Below are 15,599 nucleotides of genomic sequence, written 5' to 3'. Positions count from 1 at the left end.
TATACACTACAGTGCTTGTATGGCTGATAACACTTGGCTGTCGAGTTTCGCCGCCGCACGCGCATCATATGTTTTTTCATACTTCGGTTCTACAGAAATTTTGGAACCATAAAACATTACGTCCCTTACTTCCTCAATCGCAATCTCAACTAGCGCCAGCTTTAGCGGTACACCTTCCATGCGATCCGCTTGAATGCTTGCTTTGCCGCTGATAGAATAGACGGATTCATTCGCAATCACATTTAACGTAACAGCACCATTGCTGCGCACGTTTTCGACGATACGGGAACGTTGATCAACCGCAAAACGAACAGAAGCTTCATTCATCGCATACACCCAAGAAATCGCGCTCACGTTCGGAGTCCCTTTTTCAAAATCAATGGTCGCAATCGTTACAATGCGTTCTTCCTGAAGAGCTTGAATTAACTCTGCTGTTAGTACAGGTTCTACTATGTTTGCCATGTTTCCACCCCCCATGTTTATTAAGTTCGCTTTCCCCCGCTCATTCCCTCCTGCCTGAGAAGGAATGAATCGGCTGAAATGAGATTATCTATGCCGTTATTGAGAAGTTAACGCTTGCTGTATATTTATCATACCCTGCTTTGTGAATATTGAAAATATTTATTTTATACATCTCGGTATAAACCGCTATCGCTTTCGTGATATACTGAATACAACATCATTTGGTTTTCGAGGTGACAATAATGAGAGTAAAGTGTATTTTATGCGATACAATTGAAGCGCTTCGTGACGAAGACCCGCAGGCAAAACGGCTGCGCAATCGTCCGATTCATACATATATGTGCAAAGGCTGCCATGACCGAATTTCTGAGCGTACAGCCCAACGTATAGAGACAGGAGCTTTCCGTTTATATAGCGGCAAGAAAATGGAAGAGGATTGGTAGAGTAAAGGTGGGGATGTGGACCGGACTTTGGAGCGGAACCATTCCCCACGAACCAAAACAAAGGAACTTCTACAGCACTCGAAGTTCCTCAAATATATGTTAGTAATTTTGAAACTTCTCCGGTTCCCGCTCCATTTGCTCTAAAAAACAATCAATCAGTTCTGTTGGAAAGCGCGTTGACTTGGTCTGCCCTTCCTTCGTATACGTAACAAGGTACATCTCCTCGTCCTTCTCAATTGTAACCTGTTCCACACCATGGTCCTTCTTGAGCACACCATCAAACAGTTCATAGGTTTCCTGTGCAGCCCCGTCGTTTGGTCTTGCCTCTGCAATCATTTTAATCGTAAGCCAGTTATATAATGCATCTTGTAATGATTTCATTCCCTACGCTCCCTTCGCCTGCTCTTTTTTCGCCTGATGTAAGCGGATTTTATAAATACCGAGAATGATCGCAGCAATGACCAACCCTTCTGCAATCGGTAAAAAAACTGCAAAAAAGGTTAATACAGAGCAACCGAGAACGAGTGATATGTAAACAACAACATTTTTAAGCAACGGCAGCTTACGGGCAAAACCGAGATTAAATACGATAATACTTAACACAATTACAGTGGCATATAAAAGCCACATGCCTGTCTCTGGGTTATCCCCCACGTCATACAGCCTTGCGAAAAAAGTCATTCTCTCCAGCATGCTTCGCTTCCTCCCCTTATGTATTCATTCTATTCTTAGAGTACATGGAGGAACCGTCCCTGTCTAGCGAAAACGCATTCTCTTCCAGCCTGACCATGAAAAAAAAAGGATTGGAAAACTCACCATAAATCTTTTCTTGTTAGATAAGAAAAAAAGGAATACACTGTATCTATAGTTGAAACCTACACTGCATATACATCCAAACGTGTTGGTCATAAAGGAGGAGAAGCAAAGATGATTTTTCGCTTTATGCTAACTGGATTTTTTTCACTGACTGCTGTATCGTTAATGGGATATCAACTGATTCAAATTGGGCATGCTTTGGCAGACCTTTTTCATAAAGGATCATAATATAACATAAACAAAGCCTCCAGAAAAATCTGGAGGCTTTGTTTATGTTTTTTCTGCAGTTTCCTGCAAAATCTCCCTTTAGAAATGCTCATAGGGAGGAGCAGGGGCTTCAACGAATACGCTCCGCTGAGCCCCGTCCACTTTTCAGATTAAGCTTGTTCTGCGTATTTCTTCTTCTTCGCTGCTCTTTCACGTTCATTTTTATCAAGAAGTTTTTTGCGCAGACGGATGGATTGCGGTGTAATTTCGCAATATTCATCATCATTCAAATATTCAAGCGATTCTTCCAGCGTCATGATGCGAGGCTTTTTCATTGTTGTTGTTTGATCTTTGTTCGCTGAACGAATGTTTGTCGCTTGTTTTACTTTTACAACGTTTACTGTTAAATCATTCTCACGAGTATGTTCACCAACAATCATACCTTCATACACTTCCGTACCCGGCTCCACAAAAATAGTACCGCGGTCTTCTACTCCCATAATGCCATAAGAGGATGCTTTTCCAGCTTCCATTGACACAAGCACACCTTGACGGCGGCCGCCCACTTGACCTGGCTGCATTGGCTGATAGCTATCGAACGTATGATTTAAAATACCATAGCCGCGCGTTAGTGTCATAAAGTCTGTAGAATAACCAATTAAACCGCGTGCAGGCACCATGAAGACTAGACGCACTTGGCCGCTGCCATTATTGATCATATCGAGCATCTCACCTTTACGCTCTCCCATAGACTCAATAATAGATCCAACATTTTCTTCTGGCACATCGATTTGTACACGCTCTATCGGCTCACAGCGTACGCCATCAATCTCACGGATAATAACTTCAGGTTTAGACACCTGTAGCTCGTATCCTTCACGGCGCATATTTTCAATAAGGATGGATAAATGCAGCTCTCCACGCCCAGAAACAACCCAAGCATCTGGAGAATCCGTATTTTCTACGCGCAAGCTCACATCTGTTTGCAGCTGAGCACGAAGACGCTCTTCAATTTTTCGCGCTGTTACAAACTTTCCTTCCTTACCTGCAAACGGACTGTTGTTGACAAGGAATGTCATTTGCAATGTTGGCTCATCAATGCGCAGTACTGGAAGAGCTTCTTGGTGTTCGAATGGACATACTGTTTCTCCAACGTTAATATCCTCCATACCAGAAACTGCTATTAAATCTCCAGCTTTTGCTTCCTGTACCTCTTCACGCTTTAAGCCGAAGAAACCGAAGATTTTCGTTACGCGGAATTGCTTCACGCTGCCGTCAAGCTTCATTAACGCTACCTGCTGTCCAACCTGCATTGTACCGCGGAATACGCGGCCAATTCCAATACGACCAACATAGTCATTGTAGTCAAGAAGCGCAACTTGGAATTGCAACGGTTCTTCGCTATTGTCGACAGGTGCTGGGATATTCTCAACAATTGTATCAAATAACGACTTCATATTTTCTTCTTGGTCAGCCGGGTCTGAACTTAGGCTCGCTGTACCGTTAATACCAGAAGCAAAGACAACCGGGAACTCCAATTGCTCCTCATTCGCGCCAAGCTCGATAAATAAGTCTAACACTTCATCAACCACTTCTTCTGGTCGTGCAAAGTCACGGTCAATTTTGTTTACAACAACGATTGGTGTTAAATTTTGCTCAAGCGCCTTTTTTAGAACAAAGCGCGTTTGCGGCATGCAGCCTTCATACGCGTCCACAACTAGCAATACGCCGTCAACCATGCGCATAATACGCTCTACCTCGCCGCCGAAGTCCGCATGTCCTGGTGTATCCAAAATATTAATGCGTGTACCATTATAATTAATCGCGGTATTTTTTGCTAAGATTGTAATCCCGCGTTCTCTCTCTAAATCATTGGAGTCCATTGCGCGCTCATCCACATGTTCGTTTGAACGAAACGTCCCCGCTTGGCGTAGCAATTGGTCGACAAGCGTCGTTTTTCCGTGGTCAACGTGGGCGATGATCGCGATATTTCGTAAATCTTCTCGTTTTTTCAATCTGTCCAGCTCCTACTATTCATCTTTTTAACCCTTTCTATTATAAGAGCGAACCCGACTAACTTGCAACCAAGATCATATAAAGAAAACAGATCGAACATGAATCCCTAGCTTTTTTCAAACAAAAAAGATCGTTACTCACTTGCAGCCGGTCCCTCTCATGGCATCTTTAGCCAAAATATACAAGGAAATTTTATATTCGCAGCCTAAAATCCATTGTTTTCTCATAATTGTGTACAGTACAATATACAAGGAGGGTGAAAATATGGAACAACTTCAATATCGCTTTTTAATTCTGGCTGTGATTGCTGTTATCTTTATGACTGGCATCGGCATTATGATTGCCGAACAAAGCACCATTGGTACAATTGCTTGTGTAATCGGCCTACTCGTAACAATGGGATATGGTTTTGCAACAAAACGAAAGCTTCGCAAGGGATAATTTCTGTGAACTCACAGAAATTATCCCTTATGTGAATTGTTTCCGTTTCAATGGGATTGTATAAATAGAATGTGTACCTTTTCAATAAGGTTCTCATACTGTTTAGCTTGTATGAATAAGAATTTCCTTCCAACACCTACCTAAACAGGAAAAGGGAGCATACGATACATTCGCATGCTCCCTTTCCTATCTCACACTTTTAAGAAAATATCAGGACAACTACGCCTCTGGCTTCACCCAAGAGCGGGGCTCACCAATCGGCGAGTTTTCTTTACACTGTAGGAAAATATAAATTTCCAGCTGAAAGTCGATTCGACGTAGGCGGAAATTTTAGGAATACAGTATAAGGGCAACTACGCCTCTGACTTCGCCCAAGAGCAGGGCTCGCCAATCAGCGAGTTTTCTTTATCCTTTTACGTATTCAATTACTTGCTCGTAAACTCCTGGCTTCGCCACTAATACGCTGCTTTGACCCACTAGGCCTAGTGGGTCTCCAGCAAACGTGGTAATGATTCCACCTGCCTCTTGTACAATGACCGCACCGCCGCCAAAATCCCAAGGCGACAAACGAGGGGTTATATAAGCGTCTAGTCTGCCTGTTGCCACATACACAATCTCAAGCGCTGCGCAGCCATAGGAGCGCGTGCCTCTTGCACGGCGCACAAGCTCTGCCATTTTCCTATGATCCAGCCTTCGATTTTCGGTAAGCCACGTCGCGTTCACAGCAACAACACCTTCTGATACCGAGCCTGGCTCAAGCTTTGGAATTTCTATTCCATTGCAATATGCACCTTCTCCTTCTAATGCATGATACAGCTCATCATGAACGGGATCATACACAAGACCGATTTTCCCAACACCGTCATGGTATACACCGATTGAAATGGCGAAATTCCGCTTTTGGTGCACAAAATTCATCGTCCCATCAATTGGATCAATGAGCCATACCGTTCCATCTGAAGAGGTGATATCATCTCCATAGCCTTCCTCTCCCAACACACGATGGTTCGGATACGTGCTTTGGATTTTCTCAATAAAAAACTGTTCAATTTGCCGATCCATATTTGTCACAAGGTCAGAGGCATTCGATTTTGTTTCAATCAAAAGGGAGTCTTTTAAGGAAGAAACGAGCAGGCCTCCTGCTTCCTTCGTCCATTGCTTCGCATGAGCGTCTATCTTTTTCCATATCTCTTGCATGAGTCCACACTCCAGTCTATACTGTTCACAGAAAAAACGAACCTTGTTAAGAGGTTCGCACCAAATGCTGGTTTATACATACGATATTATTATGCTTCTAGGCGGATCATTTCAAGTCGTAATACTTCTAACTTTTTTTTGCATTCTTCCTTTTTTGTTTCGTCATTTTCCATCATTGCATCGTATAACGTTGCTAGCTCGTAATCCAGCTCCAAACGCAATACTGGAATTCTTTTTTCTGCATCAGTTCGTTTTAGTGCATTAATCACCTGTCTCATTTCTATTTGCCTCCTCCCAGTTTTTAGTTTGCCCATGACCTAGAATCTGCTCAATTTTCTGATATTTTGTTTTATATCATATTATGTGGGATAAATCCTCTATGCAACAAATTTGTATTTTTACCTATATTTTTTTTGAGCGTTCCTTTTTATGAATGGTACAAGCTATGCTAGAATAAAAAAGCAACTTTTATTTTGTGGGGGAAAACATATGAAACAAACAAACTTGCAACTACAAGATTTTGCCGCGTTCTCGGTGGATGGACTCGAGGAGCGTATGACAGAAATCATCACACATATACGTCCGAAGCTTGAGGCAATTGGCGAGCATTTTGTCCCGTTCCTTACAAAAGAAACAGGCGAGACGTTCTTCTATCATGTCGCAAAACATGCGCGCCGTACTGTCAATCCTCCGAAGGATACTTGGGTCGCATTTGCTGCAAACAAACGCGGCTATAAGATGATGCCTCATTTTCAAGTAGGCCTTTGGGGAACACATGTTTTTATTTATTTCGGTTTAATCTATGAATGTCCAGAAAAGGCTGATTATGCCGCAGCCTATTTAGAACACCTAGAAGATATTTACACATCTGTACCGGGACAATTTGTCTGGTCTATCGATCATACAAAGCCTGACGTGTCTTTGCACAGTGCTTTAACAAAGGAAGCTTTGCAAATTATGTTAGAACGCCTTGCCAAGGTGAAAAAGGCCGAATTGCTTGTTGGCGTTCATCTTTCAAAAGAAGAAGCTTTGCAGTTAGATAATGAATCCTTTTTACAGCGTATACAAGATACGTTTGCAACACTCCTCCCCCTTTACAAAGTAAGCCGAAGATAGCATAAAACGGACAATGAGTGCATTGTCCGTTTCTTCGATGTTGTATCATTATAGCACTTACTTTATTATATTTCAAAATATTTTTTAAATTCTAACAATTTACGTATCTATTGTTACATTTTCACTACATCGGCATCTTCTATATCCTTCGCCCGTTGCATCACACGATAACAGGAATATGTACTGATCTCTTCAAACTCTCCGCACAGTTTTTTCTCCTCAGCCTTACTTGGTACAATCTCCTTGAAACGACGATATGCATCCATTAATGCTGCACGCTTAATTCCTTTTTCATACGCCTGTTCTACCGCTTCATAAAAGCGGATTGCATCAACGATTTCATCAGTCGACCAATCGTAGGCGAGGGGGTATTGATACTCCATCTTATCACCTCATTTGTTGTTCCATCTTCCTGCTGTTTGTGGCGCCTAAATTTCTCTGCATTCATTTTGTGCAACTTTAGCTTCCATTATTATTCCCATCATATGAATGCCCACACAAATTCCTCATTTGAACCGCCTCTACAAACGCCTCGGATAATCTGCTTGTACCCTCTATCTTACTTGCATTATGCATATAGAGTCAAACAAACAGCTGCGACATACAGCCTTCTACATAGCGCCTATTGCTTTAAAGAAAACTCGCTGATTGGCGAGATCTGCCTTTGGGCGAAGACAGAGGCGTAGCCCTACTAATACTTTATCCCTAAAACTTCCCACTACGTCGAATTGGCTTCTAGCTAGAAATTTATACTTTCTTAAAGTGTAAGAAAAACGGGCCTTGGGAGCTAGACATCACCCCGAAAATTTATGCCTTCTTAAAGTGCGAAAAACGTACAGCTGCCGGGAAGATTTTTTAAAATTTGTTTCACCGTTTTCTTCCTAATATAAAAAAACAAATCGGTTACAGCAATTTGTATATACATCCACTGATATAGGTGATATAATTCATTTGTTTTGTATCGAATGACAAGTATTTGTTCAGATAAAAAGTTGTATAAACCGACTCCCGTTCTCTAATGGACATGAAACAGATCGGGAATAAAACTTTGAAAAAGGGGTGTATAAGTTGTCCCAATATGAAACACCGTTGTTCACTTCTCTAGTTGAACATAGCAAAAAAAATCCTGTTCAATTTCACATTCCAGGGCATAAAAAAGGGCAAGGAATGGATCCGGAATTCCGGGAATTTATTGGGCAAAACGCATTATCGATCGACTTGATCAATATCGCGCCACTTGACGATCTTCATCATCCGAAAGGAATGATTAAGAAAGCGCAGCAGCTTGCTGCCGAAGCATTTGGCGCAGACCATACATTTTTCTCAGTACAAGGAACAAGCGGCGCCATTATGACGATGGTTATGAGCGTTTGCGGACCGGGGGATAAAATCCTCGTACCTCGCAACGTGCATAAATCCGTTATGGCGGCCATTATTTTTTCTGGAGCACGGCCTATTTTCATTCATCCTGAGATTGATCCAACTTTAGGCATTTCTCACGGCATGACGATTGCGTCTGTAAAAAGAGCATTAGAAGAGCACCCGGACGCAAAAGGATTACTTGTTATCAATCCCACATATTTTGGATTCGCAGCGGATTTAAAGCATCTTGTTGAAATTGCTCATTCTCACGGTGTTCCTGTTCTCGTCGATGAAGCGCACGGTGTTCATATTCACTTTCACGAGGATTTGCCGATGTCAGCGATGCAAGCAGGGGCTGACATGGCAGCGACAAGCGTTCATAAGCTTGGGGGCTCATTAACACAAAGCTCGATCCTGAATGTAAAAGAAGGACTCGTAAACGTGAAGCATGTACAAGCTATCATTAGTATGCTTACGACAACATCTACATCATATATTTTACTTGCTTCTTTAGATGCGGCGAGAAAACAGCTTGCAACAGAGGGAAAAAGACTCCTTGCTGAAACAATTCATCTGGCGCAACGCGTGCGAAAACAAGTGAACGAGATCCCTTATTTATATTGTCCGGGCAAAGAGCGCCTTGGGACAGACGCAGCTTTCGATATGGATCCGACAAAGCTCATCGTTTCAGTGAAGGACTTAGGGATTACCGGACATGACGCAGAGCTTTGGCTGCGTGAGAAATATAATATTGAAGTGGAAATGTCAGACTTATATAACATCCTCTGTTTGATTACCATAGGAGACACAGACGAAGAAGCAAATCTTCTTGTACACGCACTCCAAGATTTATCAGATACATGTAAGCATCAAGCAGAAGAAGGAACCGAAATCAATGTAGAAATACCTGACATTCCCGTCTTAGCACTTTCTCCTCGCGATGCATTTTATTCAGAAGCGGAAACTGTTCCATTTGAGGAGGCAGCAGGACGTATTATTGCTGAATTCGTTATGGTCTATCCGCCTGGTATTCCAATTCTTACACCTGGAGAAATTATTACAGCCGAAAACCTGGAATATATTCAAAAGAACCTCAAAGCCGGTCTTCCTGTACAAGGACCGGAAGATATGGAATTAAAAACGCTCCGAGTAATTAAGGAATATAAACCGATTGTATAAAGAAAATTCGCCGAAATGATATTTGAGAGCGCTAGAAACCTCCATATCGGCCGTTTGCAAACTTTTACTATACATTCCCGTTAAAGCGGGGAAAAGCCCTCTGTCAAAGCAGAGGGCTTTCTATTTTGTATTGTAGGAAAGTATAAATTTCCAGCTGGAAGCAGATTCGACGTAATCAGAAATTTTAGGAATACAGTATAAGTAGGACTACATCTCTGTCTTCGCCCAAAGGCGGGGCTCGCGAATCGGCGAGTTTTCTTTACAATATCTAGATCTTGGCTGGCAAGCTATTGCGCGTACTCGAACATATTCCTCACCGTTCTTTCTCCTTTGTCATATTCTATTAAGAAATTTAACAATATGGGGTGGGATTATGTCATGATTGTAATTGGTCGTTCTATTGTACACCCTTATATAGCAGACGATACGGAGCCTTTTTTTAAAACTAAGCAGGAAGTATTAACATTGCTGACGAGCAATCAAGAAGTGTATACGTATCAATCGTTACAAGAGCTTTCATTTGACTTGAATTTCCGCGTTAACCTTATTCTTTCGTGCATCGAGCTATTTAACAGCGGTATACAATTTCGCATCTTTGAAGAATCCTACTGCAATGAGGCATTTTGGCAGCGTACCAGACTGGGAGGCTTTCAGCTTCGATCGGGAGCACTTCCGTCCCTCGCTATTCGTGATATCTTTACAAACGGCAAGAAATATGGAACAGAATGTGCAACCGCCATGATCATCCTTATCTATAAAGCTCTCTTGAGCGTATACAACGAAGAAACATTTAATACGCTGTTTGCAAATCTTCTATTATACACATGGGACTATGACCGCGATTTGCGTCTTATTACGAAAACAAGTGGCAACGTCCTTCCAGGAGACTTAGTTTACTTTAAAAACCCTCAAGTAAATCCAGCTGAAATGCATTGGCAAGGAGAGAATACGATTTACTTAGGCGATACATTGTATTACGGTCACGGCGTAGGAATTCGTACAAAAAAACAAGTGATAGACCACCTAAATGCACACCGCATTCCAAACGCTTTTCTCTCCGCCTATTTAACGGATTTAGTGACAAGACTCGACCATCGGGTTATGAGCCAATATGCTTCGCCAGAGAAGCTTCAGACGAACATTGCGCTTACCCCAATCCGCGACGATGCGGTAATTGCTACAATCGGACACACTACCGCAGTGTATTAAAAGGCTAGCTAAGCTACAACCACAGCCCATGAGACGCGATTTGGGCCTGATTTACTTACAGTTAGATTTTCTATGCTCTTCAGTACGAAAGCTCAGAACTTCTTTGAAAATCACTAACAAAACTATTCAAAAATAAAAAGAAGCTAAGTGGTCATCGCCATCAACTTTAGCACAGTGCACCCGATGCCACAGGCATCGGGTGCACTTTTTTAAAAAAACTTGAGTAAAACTCTATATTTTGGACATACTCAAATACAGCTTCCTTCTGTCACATGTTTTATGCGGCAACAGGGAGTTGAGCCGTTGATTTTTCTATTAAGCCTAGGATTTCAAATGGCGTTGCTTTTTGATACCGCCGTGCTTTCTTCCCATTCTTACTTACATCTTGAAAGAGCCTGCTAAGCACTGAAACAGGATGTTGAAAGGTACAGAATAGTGCGGCGTGTATTCTTACTAGATACACTTGTACCATATAGGCACATTTAAACTCACTCGTTTCCTTCTGGTGCTTCTCCCACAAAAGTCTTCGCATTTGGTATGTGATGCTCGCCACTAGACATAAGCGTAAGAGCTGTCCATACAAATGACATTGAAACCTCTCTAACTTCATAGGTTTTACGGCGTGAATCCGAAAAATAGATTTCCACGTTTTGAAGAGAACTTCAACTTGCCATCGTAAAGAGTAGAAGGGATATACCTCTGTAGCTGGCAACTTTTCCGGAGAAGTGTTTGTAACTAAAAGATTCACCCTGCTTGCAGCCTTTGGCATCTTCTTTTTCATCTTCTTATGGTGTACCAGACGCTTGTCCCACTCGTCCTGTGTGAGACGATACAGAATCAACCTTGTTCGGTGCTTATACTCCAATCCAATATACACCTCTGGTAGTTCCACTGTTTCTCCCTCTTGTAAGTCTTTTGTTAATGCTTCTATGTTCAATAGGATCCAACTTCCGTCTTCGTCTTTTTGATATACTTGCGTGTTCCAACGAATTCTTGATATATAGTAGGCCTCACTTTCAGTGATGTGCTCCAAATCACCAATATAGTGATAACCAAGGTCGCGAAGTGCGAGGTCTCCAGCTTCTAATGTCTTTGTTCGCTTTTGTCCATATTTTGCATCACTGCTGACTCCATGGTCCACCTCAATCTCCATAAATTCTCCAGACAGAAGCTCATATTCTAATTGAATTTTTACTCCTGATTCAGAGCTCCCTCCACCATTCCCTCTATAGTTTGAAGCATAGGAAGCTGGAAGCTGAAAGGACGTTGAATCTAAAATACGGATGCGTGTAAAACGGCTAGATAACGGTGCACTGGGACACACCTTTTGCCGGAAGGCATGAAGAAACAGCTCTTTTAGGAATTGAACAGTCCGCTCATTCCAACGTTTATTGAGTGCTTCGGCTGATATACAGATACCTGTAGCCTCATTTAGTCTTGTACAAAGGTGGACCAAAGATTCGGAGCTAATTGTCTGACCGAGAAACACACAGAGCGATACTAGGTCCTGTGCCCGAAATTTTCGTTTTCGTTGAATCATACCTGTTTGATAGGCAAGTTCCTGTAGATGATTAACAGAGAATTTACTTCGGAATTCTTCACCAAGCATGCGTAATTCTTCAGCTAATGTGTACTTGTCTGTAGACATAAATTGGGACACCCTTCCATGCAGTACTGCATGGAAGGGTGTCCCAATTTCATTATTTTATGCATTTCCTTAAGTTGATGGCAATGAGCTAAGTGGTTAGCTTCTTTTTATTTTTCCGTATCCTCACAATATTTTTGATTACCTTTTACTCACATTAGGAATTTTTTAATCTTTTTATGATGACTTGGTAGATAATTGCTTTATCATCAAAATATGCGGAATTCCATCTTCCATAAATATACTTGAGGAAGTTTCATAACCAAGTTTTTTATAGAAACCTTCTGCCTGTGTTTGCCCGTGTAATTTAACTTTAGCTGTTCCTTTTTCTTCTGCAATTTCTTCTAACGTGTTAATAATTACTTTTCCAAGACCAAATTTACGGTAAGGCTCTAAGATACAAATTCTCTCTAACTTCCCGAAACCATCAACCCATCTGACCCGCCCAGTTCCAACAGGCCGTTCGTTATAATACACCAAAATATGTTCAGAATGTTCATTCAGTATATCAAATCCATCAAACTCATCCTCTAATGGTACGCCTTGTTCTTCAACAAATACTGCTTGTCGGATTTGACAAGCTTTTTTTAAATCTTCATTCAACGTTATTCTTTTTGCATACAACACTCTTCAGCTCTTTTCTAGATTTATTTAATGAGACCAGTCATAATTCCTGTACAGTCTTTTGATAGTATAAGCCATATCGTTTTTGTTGTAAATGCAACAAAATAACTTTGTTAAGGAGTGTTGTAAATGCAAGAAAGTCTTCGTGAAATTGGGATGATCGCCAGGACCTTAGATTCTATAAGCAATATTGAATTCAAGGAACTGGATCTTGGAAAAGAGGATACATAGCTTCTTGCTTTAAAGATGAATGGAATTTTTTTCATTAGTATAACCTAATTCTCTGTTTGCTTTTTCGAATGGTTAGGAAAGAGTGAACAATCTAAAAATCCTCCAGTAGCCTTTTTCTTTTTTTACGAACGATTGCATTCGTTCAAGAAGGAACAAAAACATACTGCGGAAAAATTTTCTGCGCAGCATGAAAAAAAGCCTGCGCTCGCAGGCTTTTAGGCTTCTTTCCGCTCTTCTCTTCCACGGCAATGACCGCAAGAACAACAATTTCCGTACAACACCGTTACCTTTTCATCTTCAAAATGTGCAATTGTTTTATCGCAAACTTGACATACAATTGTTCCCATCCTATATTCCTCCTGTACCATTCAGTTTCAATTTTTTGTAATCGCTTTATTTTATATCTACAGTATATTATGCAACATTCCCCCCGTCAATGACTATTTAGTATAACATAATTATTTTTTTAATCGAAATTATGATGAACATTAATTCCTTTCTTGCATTATATCTCAATCTATCTACATCCCTATTTGGTTCTTTTGAAAAGGGCATTTATTACTTGTGATAAGCGGACATGACGAAGCAGCTGCTTTGCCTTTGTATACCTCATTAGGATCGGAGGGGAAATGAATCATCAATGAGTAAACAAGGCAAATTTATTCATACTCAGTTTCCAAAGATGGATTTGGCAGGTAAAAGTGTAAAATATCCGCTACGTCCTTCGCTTCTTCCTCTGAAGGCAGACGGAACACCTCTCTTAGATGCTGCACATTCTCTAAATCATAAGGTCCAAGCAGACTGGATCGACCCGTTTGCATACAAATGACAAGCGGCTTACCGAAGAACATACTTGTATATACAATGCCGAAGTCATAGCGGATATCATTCGTTGTAAAACCGAGGAATCTTACCCTTCCTTGCTCTGATTCTTCATATAGCCTGTCGAACATTGTAATCCTCTCCTTCCTAAATTCGAGCGTTCTTCCTGTATATATGAACAAAGATAAGAAAATATGAACCCAGAATTGTCAAAAAATTTCAAGCAATGGTACAATAAAGAAAACTCGCCGACTGGCGAACCGTTAGGCGAAGACAGAGGCGTAGCCCTACTTATACTGTATTCCTAAAATTTCCGACTATGTCGAGTGAACTTTCAGCTGGAAATTTATACTTTCCTACAGTGTAGAGAAAAATCTCTTATATTTTCATATTTTTAAAAACAGGGGGAAATGCCATGCAGCATGCATTTATTAAGCTTGTACCAAAATCAGCAAAACAAGCAATCACATTAGAAGATGTGCAACAATTATTTATATATTATAAAAACATTACAGCTCAAACAGGAAAGCAGCTGAACTGGAACTATGAGGAGTCAGCATTCCCTTATGAAATCATCCAAACATCTGAGACAACACTGCATCTGAAATCGATTCATGATCGATACCGTTCTATCTATGTTGGTATCGGTGAAGAAAATGAACATCCTTTCGTGCAAATTACGCTTCCTGAAAGCGCTACATTTGGCGATAAGGGGAAAGCCAATGAATTCTGCCGTTACGTCGCAAAAAAGCTCGAAGCTGAGCTGCAGTTATTTAATGGACGAACCATGTATTTTTATAAACGATAAAACAAAGAAATCACCTGCTGAACGAGAAGAAACAGTGCGCTGTTTCGAAGTGTGAAAATGATTGCCATCTTTCTTCTTTGCAATATATAATGAGCCACCACATAGCAAAAATAAAGAAACATCAAAAATAATGCAATCTTTGCATAGAGCCTGTCCCGCTGTGACAGAGAGAGTACAATAACAAAGCTCATCCAAATGACGGTATGGAAAGCGGTAACGAGTACACCTTTCATTGTTTTAACCCCTTTACATGACTGGTTCTTTTTATGTATATGAGACTGTACTCATTTTAGAAGGAAAAAAGGAACAGACAGATTTGGAGTGCGTGTAAGCTCCAATGCCCTGCTGATCTCTGATCGGCAAACAACCCGCTAACAAAATGCACAGTCCTGGCAGAAGTCTATTCACAATGTTTCCCCTGCATAGGAGGCACCTTTTGCAAAATAATGAGAGCGGCTATTTTGCGGAGAGAGTGCACCGTAAAGGTAAACAAGCCTCCCCAAAGGTTCTACTTTCTTACTTCCAAAATCAAAACCACCCATGAGTGCGAATGGGTGGTTTTGATTTTGAAAAACTAACTCATCAACAAAAATCATCAAAAAGCTTTAGTGAATTCAATATAATTTAGTCCAGATAGTCTGGTTTTTTACAGCAGAAGAGGAAATAAAGCACAATATATTAAGAAAAAAACAAATATATTATACTATTTTTCCAATTGACTAATATAGTATAACACATTAAAATGTAGCTATATCAAGAAAGCGATTACTTGATAAAGATGATTTATAAAACTGGGAGGGGAATAGAAATGGGTACAATCATATGCCAAGTTTGTGAGGGAACAATCGAAAAATTCGAGGATGAAAAGGTGACAGTATTGTACGGAAACTGCTGTTCTCACTGCAATCCCAAAAATAGAAAGAATGCTGAAAAATAAGAGTTTGCATAGCAGACTCACATTTTCGAAAAAATCATTTATCGACCGTGAAGCGATTTTCTGCATAAATTTCATTAGCTGATT

Annotated in this window: 20 protein-coding genes and 1 pseudogene; 8 read left to right on the top strand and 13 right to left on the bottom strand. The window is 40.8% G+C overall.

Features of this window, described 5'->3' with window-relative positions; genetic code table 11:
• Positions 1–6 precede the first annotated feature (6 nt).
• Entirely contained in the window at positions 7–462 is a 456-nt protein-coding gene (locus AAHB12_RS02765; RefSeq protein ID WP_129726921.1) for a pyridoxamine 5'-phosphate oxidase family protein, read from the bottom strand.
• Positions 463–704: 242 nt separating this feature from the next.
• Between AAHB12_RS02765 and AAHB12_RS02760 the strand changes: the two genes are divergently transcribed.
• Positions 705–905, top strand: coding sequence for a YlaI family protein (locus AAHB12_RS02760; protein ID WP_129726922.1), 201 nt, complete (start codon positions 705–707; stop codon positions 903–905).
• A gap of 99 nt (positions 906–1,004) precedes the next feature.
• Here the strand turns inward: AAHB12_RS02760 and AAHB12_RS02755 are convergent, their stop codons facing one another.
• The 3 genes from AAHB12_RS02755 to typA form a co-directional block, all read right to left on the bottom strand.
• Positions 1,005–1,286, bottom strand: a complete 282-nt coding sequence (locus tag AAHB12_RS02755) for a hypothetical protein (RefSeq protein WP_129726923.1) — start codon at positions 1,284–1,286, stop codon at positions 1,005–1,007.
• Positions 1,287–1,289: 3 nt separating this feature from the next.
• Positions 1,290–1,598, bottom strand: a complete 309-nt coding sequence (locus AAHB12_RS02750; protein ID WP_129726924.1) for a YlaH-like family protein — start codon at positions 1,596–1,598, stop codon at positions 1,290–1,292.
• 500 nt (positions 1,599–2,098) lie between these two features.
• Positions 2,099–3,943 carry a translational GTPase TypA gene (typA, locus tag AAHB12_RS02745; RefSeq protein WP_129726925.1) on the bottom strand — a complete coding sequence of 615 codons (1,845 nt, stop codon included), beginning with the start codon at positions 3,941–3,943 and terminating at the stop codon, positions 2,099–2,101.
• Between the two features lie 265 nt (positions 3,944–4,208).
• On the opposite strand from typA, the gene AAHB12_RS02740 reads away from it, so the two are divergent.
• Positions 4,209–4,385, top strand: coding sequence for a DUF5325 family protein (locus AAHB12_RS02740; RefSeq protein WP_165350700.1), 177 nt, complete (start codon positions 4,209–4,211; stop codon positions 4,383–4,385).
• 405 nt (positions 4,386–4,790) lie between these two features.
• On the opposite strand, the gene AAHB12_RS02735 is transcribed toward AAHB12_RS02740, so the two are convergent.
• Positions 4,791–5,582 carry an inositol monophosphatase family protein gene (locus AAHB12_RS02735; RefSeq protein ID WP_342044226.1) on the bottom strand — a complete coding sequence of 264 codons (792 nt, stop codon included), beginning with the start codon at positions 5,580–5,582 and terminating at the stop codon, positions 4,791–4,793.
• A gap of 89 nt (positions 5,583–5,671) precedes the next feature.
• A complete protein-coding gene (locus AAHB12_RS02730; RefSeq protein ID WP_129726927.1) occupies positions 5,672–5,860 on the bottom strand; it encodes a hypothetical protein in 189 nt (62 codons plus the stop codon).
• Between the two features lie 211 nt (positions 5,861–6,071).
• Here AAHB12_RS02730 and AAHB12_RS02725 point away from each other — a divergent pair, with 211 nt between their 5' ends.
• Positions 6,072–6,698, top strand: a complete 627-nt coding sequence (locus tag AAHB12_RS02725; RefSeq protein WP_246040183.1) for a YktB family protein — start codon at positions 6,072–6,074, stop codon at positions 6,696–6,698.
• Between the two features lie 113 nt (positions 6,699–6,811).
• On the opposite strand, the gene AAHB12_RS02720 is transcribed toward AAHB12_RS02725, so the two are convergent.
• Positions 6,812–7,081, bottom strand: coding sequence for a UPF0223 family protein (locus tag AAHB12_RS02720; RefSeq protein ID WP_342044225.1), 270 nt, complete (start codon positions 7,079–7,081; stop codon positions 6,812–6,814).
• A 685-nt stretch (positions 7,082–7,766) separates the two neighbouring features.
• Between AAHB12_RS02720 and AAHB12_RS02715 the strand changes: the two genes are divergently transcribed.
• Together AAHB12_RS02715 and AAHB12_RS02710 are read left to right on the top strand one after the other, a co-directional pair.
• Positions 7,767–9,239, top strand: a complete 1,473-nt coding sequence (locus tag AAHB12_RS02715; protein WP_446715505.1) for an aminotransferase class I/II-fold pyridoxal phosphate-dependent enzyme — start codon at positions 7,767–7,769, stop codon at positions 9,237–9,239.
• A gap of 378 nt (positions 9,240–9,617) precedes the next feature.
• Positions 9,618–10,448, top strand: coding sequence for a protein-glutamine gamma-glutamyltransferase (locus AAHB12_RS02710; protein WP_129726931.1), 831 nt, complete (start codon positions 9,618–9,620; stop codon positions 10,446–10,448).
• A gap of 277 nt (positions 10,449–10,725) precedes the next feature.
• Here AAHB12_RS02710 and AAHB12_RS02705 read toward each other — a convergent pair whose 3' ends face one another.
• Positions 10,726–12,096, bottom strand: a complete 1,371-nt coding sequence (locus AAHB12_RS02705; protein WP_342044223.1) for an IS4 family transposase — start codon at positions 12,094–12,096, stop codon at positions 10,726–10,728.
• A 174-nt stretch (positions 12,097–12,270) separates the two neighbouring features.
• The gene (locus tag AAHB12_RS02700; RefSeq protein ID WP_342044222.1) at positions 12,271–12,717 is read right to left on the bottom strand and encodes a GNAT family N-acetyltransferase; all 447 of its coding nucleotides are present in this window, start codon (positions 12,715–12,717) and stop codon (positions 12,271–12,273) included.
• A 129-nt stretch (positions 12,718–12,846) separates the two neighbouring features.
• Here AAHB12_RS02700 and AAHB12_RS02695 point away from each other — a divergent pair.
• Positions 12,847–12,930 (top strand): annotated as a pseudogene (locus tag AAHB12_RS02695) (MarR family transcriptional regulator); the annotation flags it as partial.
• Positions 12,931–13,163: 233 nt separating this feature from the next.
• On the opposite strand, the gene AAHB12_RS02690 reads toward AAHB12_RS02695, so the two are convergent.
• A complete protein-coding gene (locus AAHB12_RS02690; protein ID WP_129726932.1) occupies positions 13,164–13,295 on the bottom strand; it encodes a GapA-binding peptide SR1P in 132 nt (43 codons plus the stop codon).
• Positions 13,296–13,607: 312 nt separating this feature from the next.
• Positions 13,608–13,901: a DUF3055 domain-containing protein gene (locus AAHB12_RS02685; RefSeq protein WP_129726933.1), complete on the bottom strand. Its 294-nt coding sequence runs from the start codon at positions 13,899–13,901 to the stop codon at positions 13,608–13,610.
• 284 nt (positions 13,902–14,185) lie between these two features.
• Between AAHB12_RS02685 and AAHB12_RS02680 the strand changes: the two genes are divergently transcribed.
• Positions 14,186–14,578 (top strand): DUF1885 family protein, encoded by a 393-nt coding sequence (locus AAHB12_RS02680; protein ID WP_129726934.1) that lies wholly within the window; start codon positions 14,186–14,188, stop codon positions 14,576–14,578.
• Here AAHB12_RS02680 and AAHB12_RS02675 read toward each other — a convergent pair.
• Both AAHB12_RS02675 and AAHB12_RS02670 read right to left on the bottom strand, forming a co-directional pair.
• Positions 14,566–14,811, bottom strand: coding sequence for a hypothetical protein (locus AAHB12_RS02675; RefSeq protein WP_129726935.1), 246 nt, complete (start codon positions 14,809–14,811; stop codon positions 14,566–14,568). The genes AAHB12_RS02680 and AAHB12_RS02675 overlap by 13 nt on opposite strands.
• A 171-nt stretch (positions 14,812–14,982) precedes the next feature.
• On the bottom strand, positions 14,983–15,174 hold the full coding sequence (locus AAHB12_RS02670) for a hypothetical protein (protein WP_342044221.1): 192 nt from the start codon (positions 15,172–15,174) through the stop codon (positions 14,983–14,985).
• A 212-nt stretch (positions 15,175–15,386) separates the two neighbouring features.
• Between AAHB12_RS02670 and AAHB12_RS02665 the strand changes: the two genes are divergently transcribed.
• Positions 15,387–15,515, top strand: coding sequence for a GapA-binding peptide SR1P (locus AAHB12_RS02665; RefSeq protein WP_129726936.1), 129 nt, complete (start codon positions 15,387–15,389; stop codon positions 15,513–15,515).
• Positions 15,516–15,599 lie beyond the last annotated feature (84 nt).

Source organism: Bacillus sp. OTU530 (genome assembly GCF_038440375.1).
This window is presented reverse-complemented; position numbering and strand designations above follow the sequence as displayed.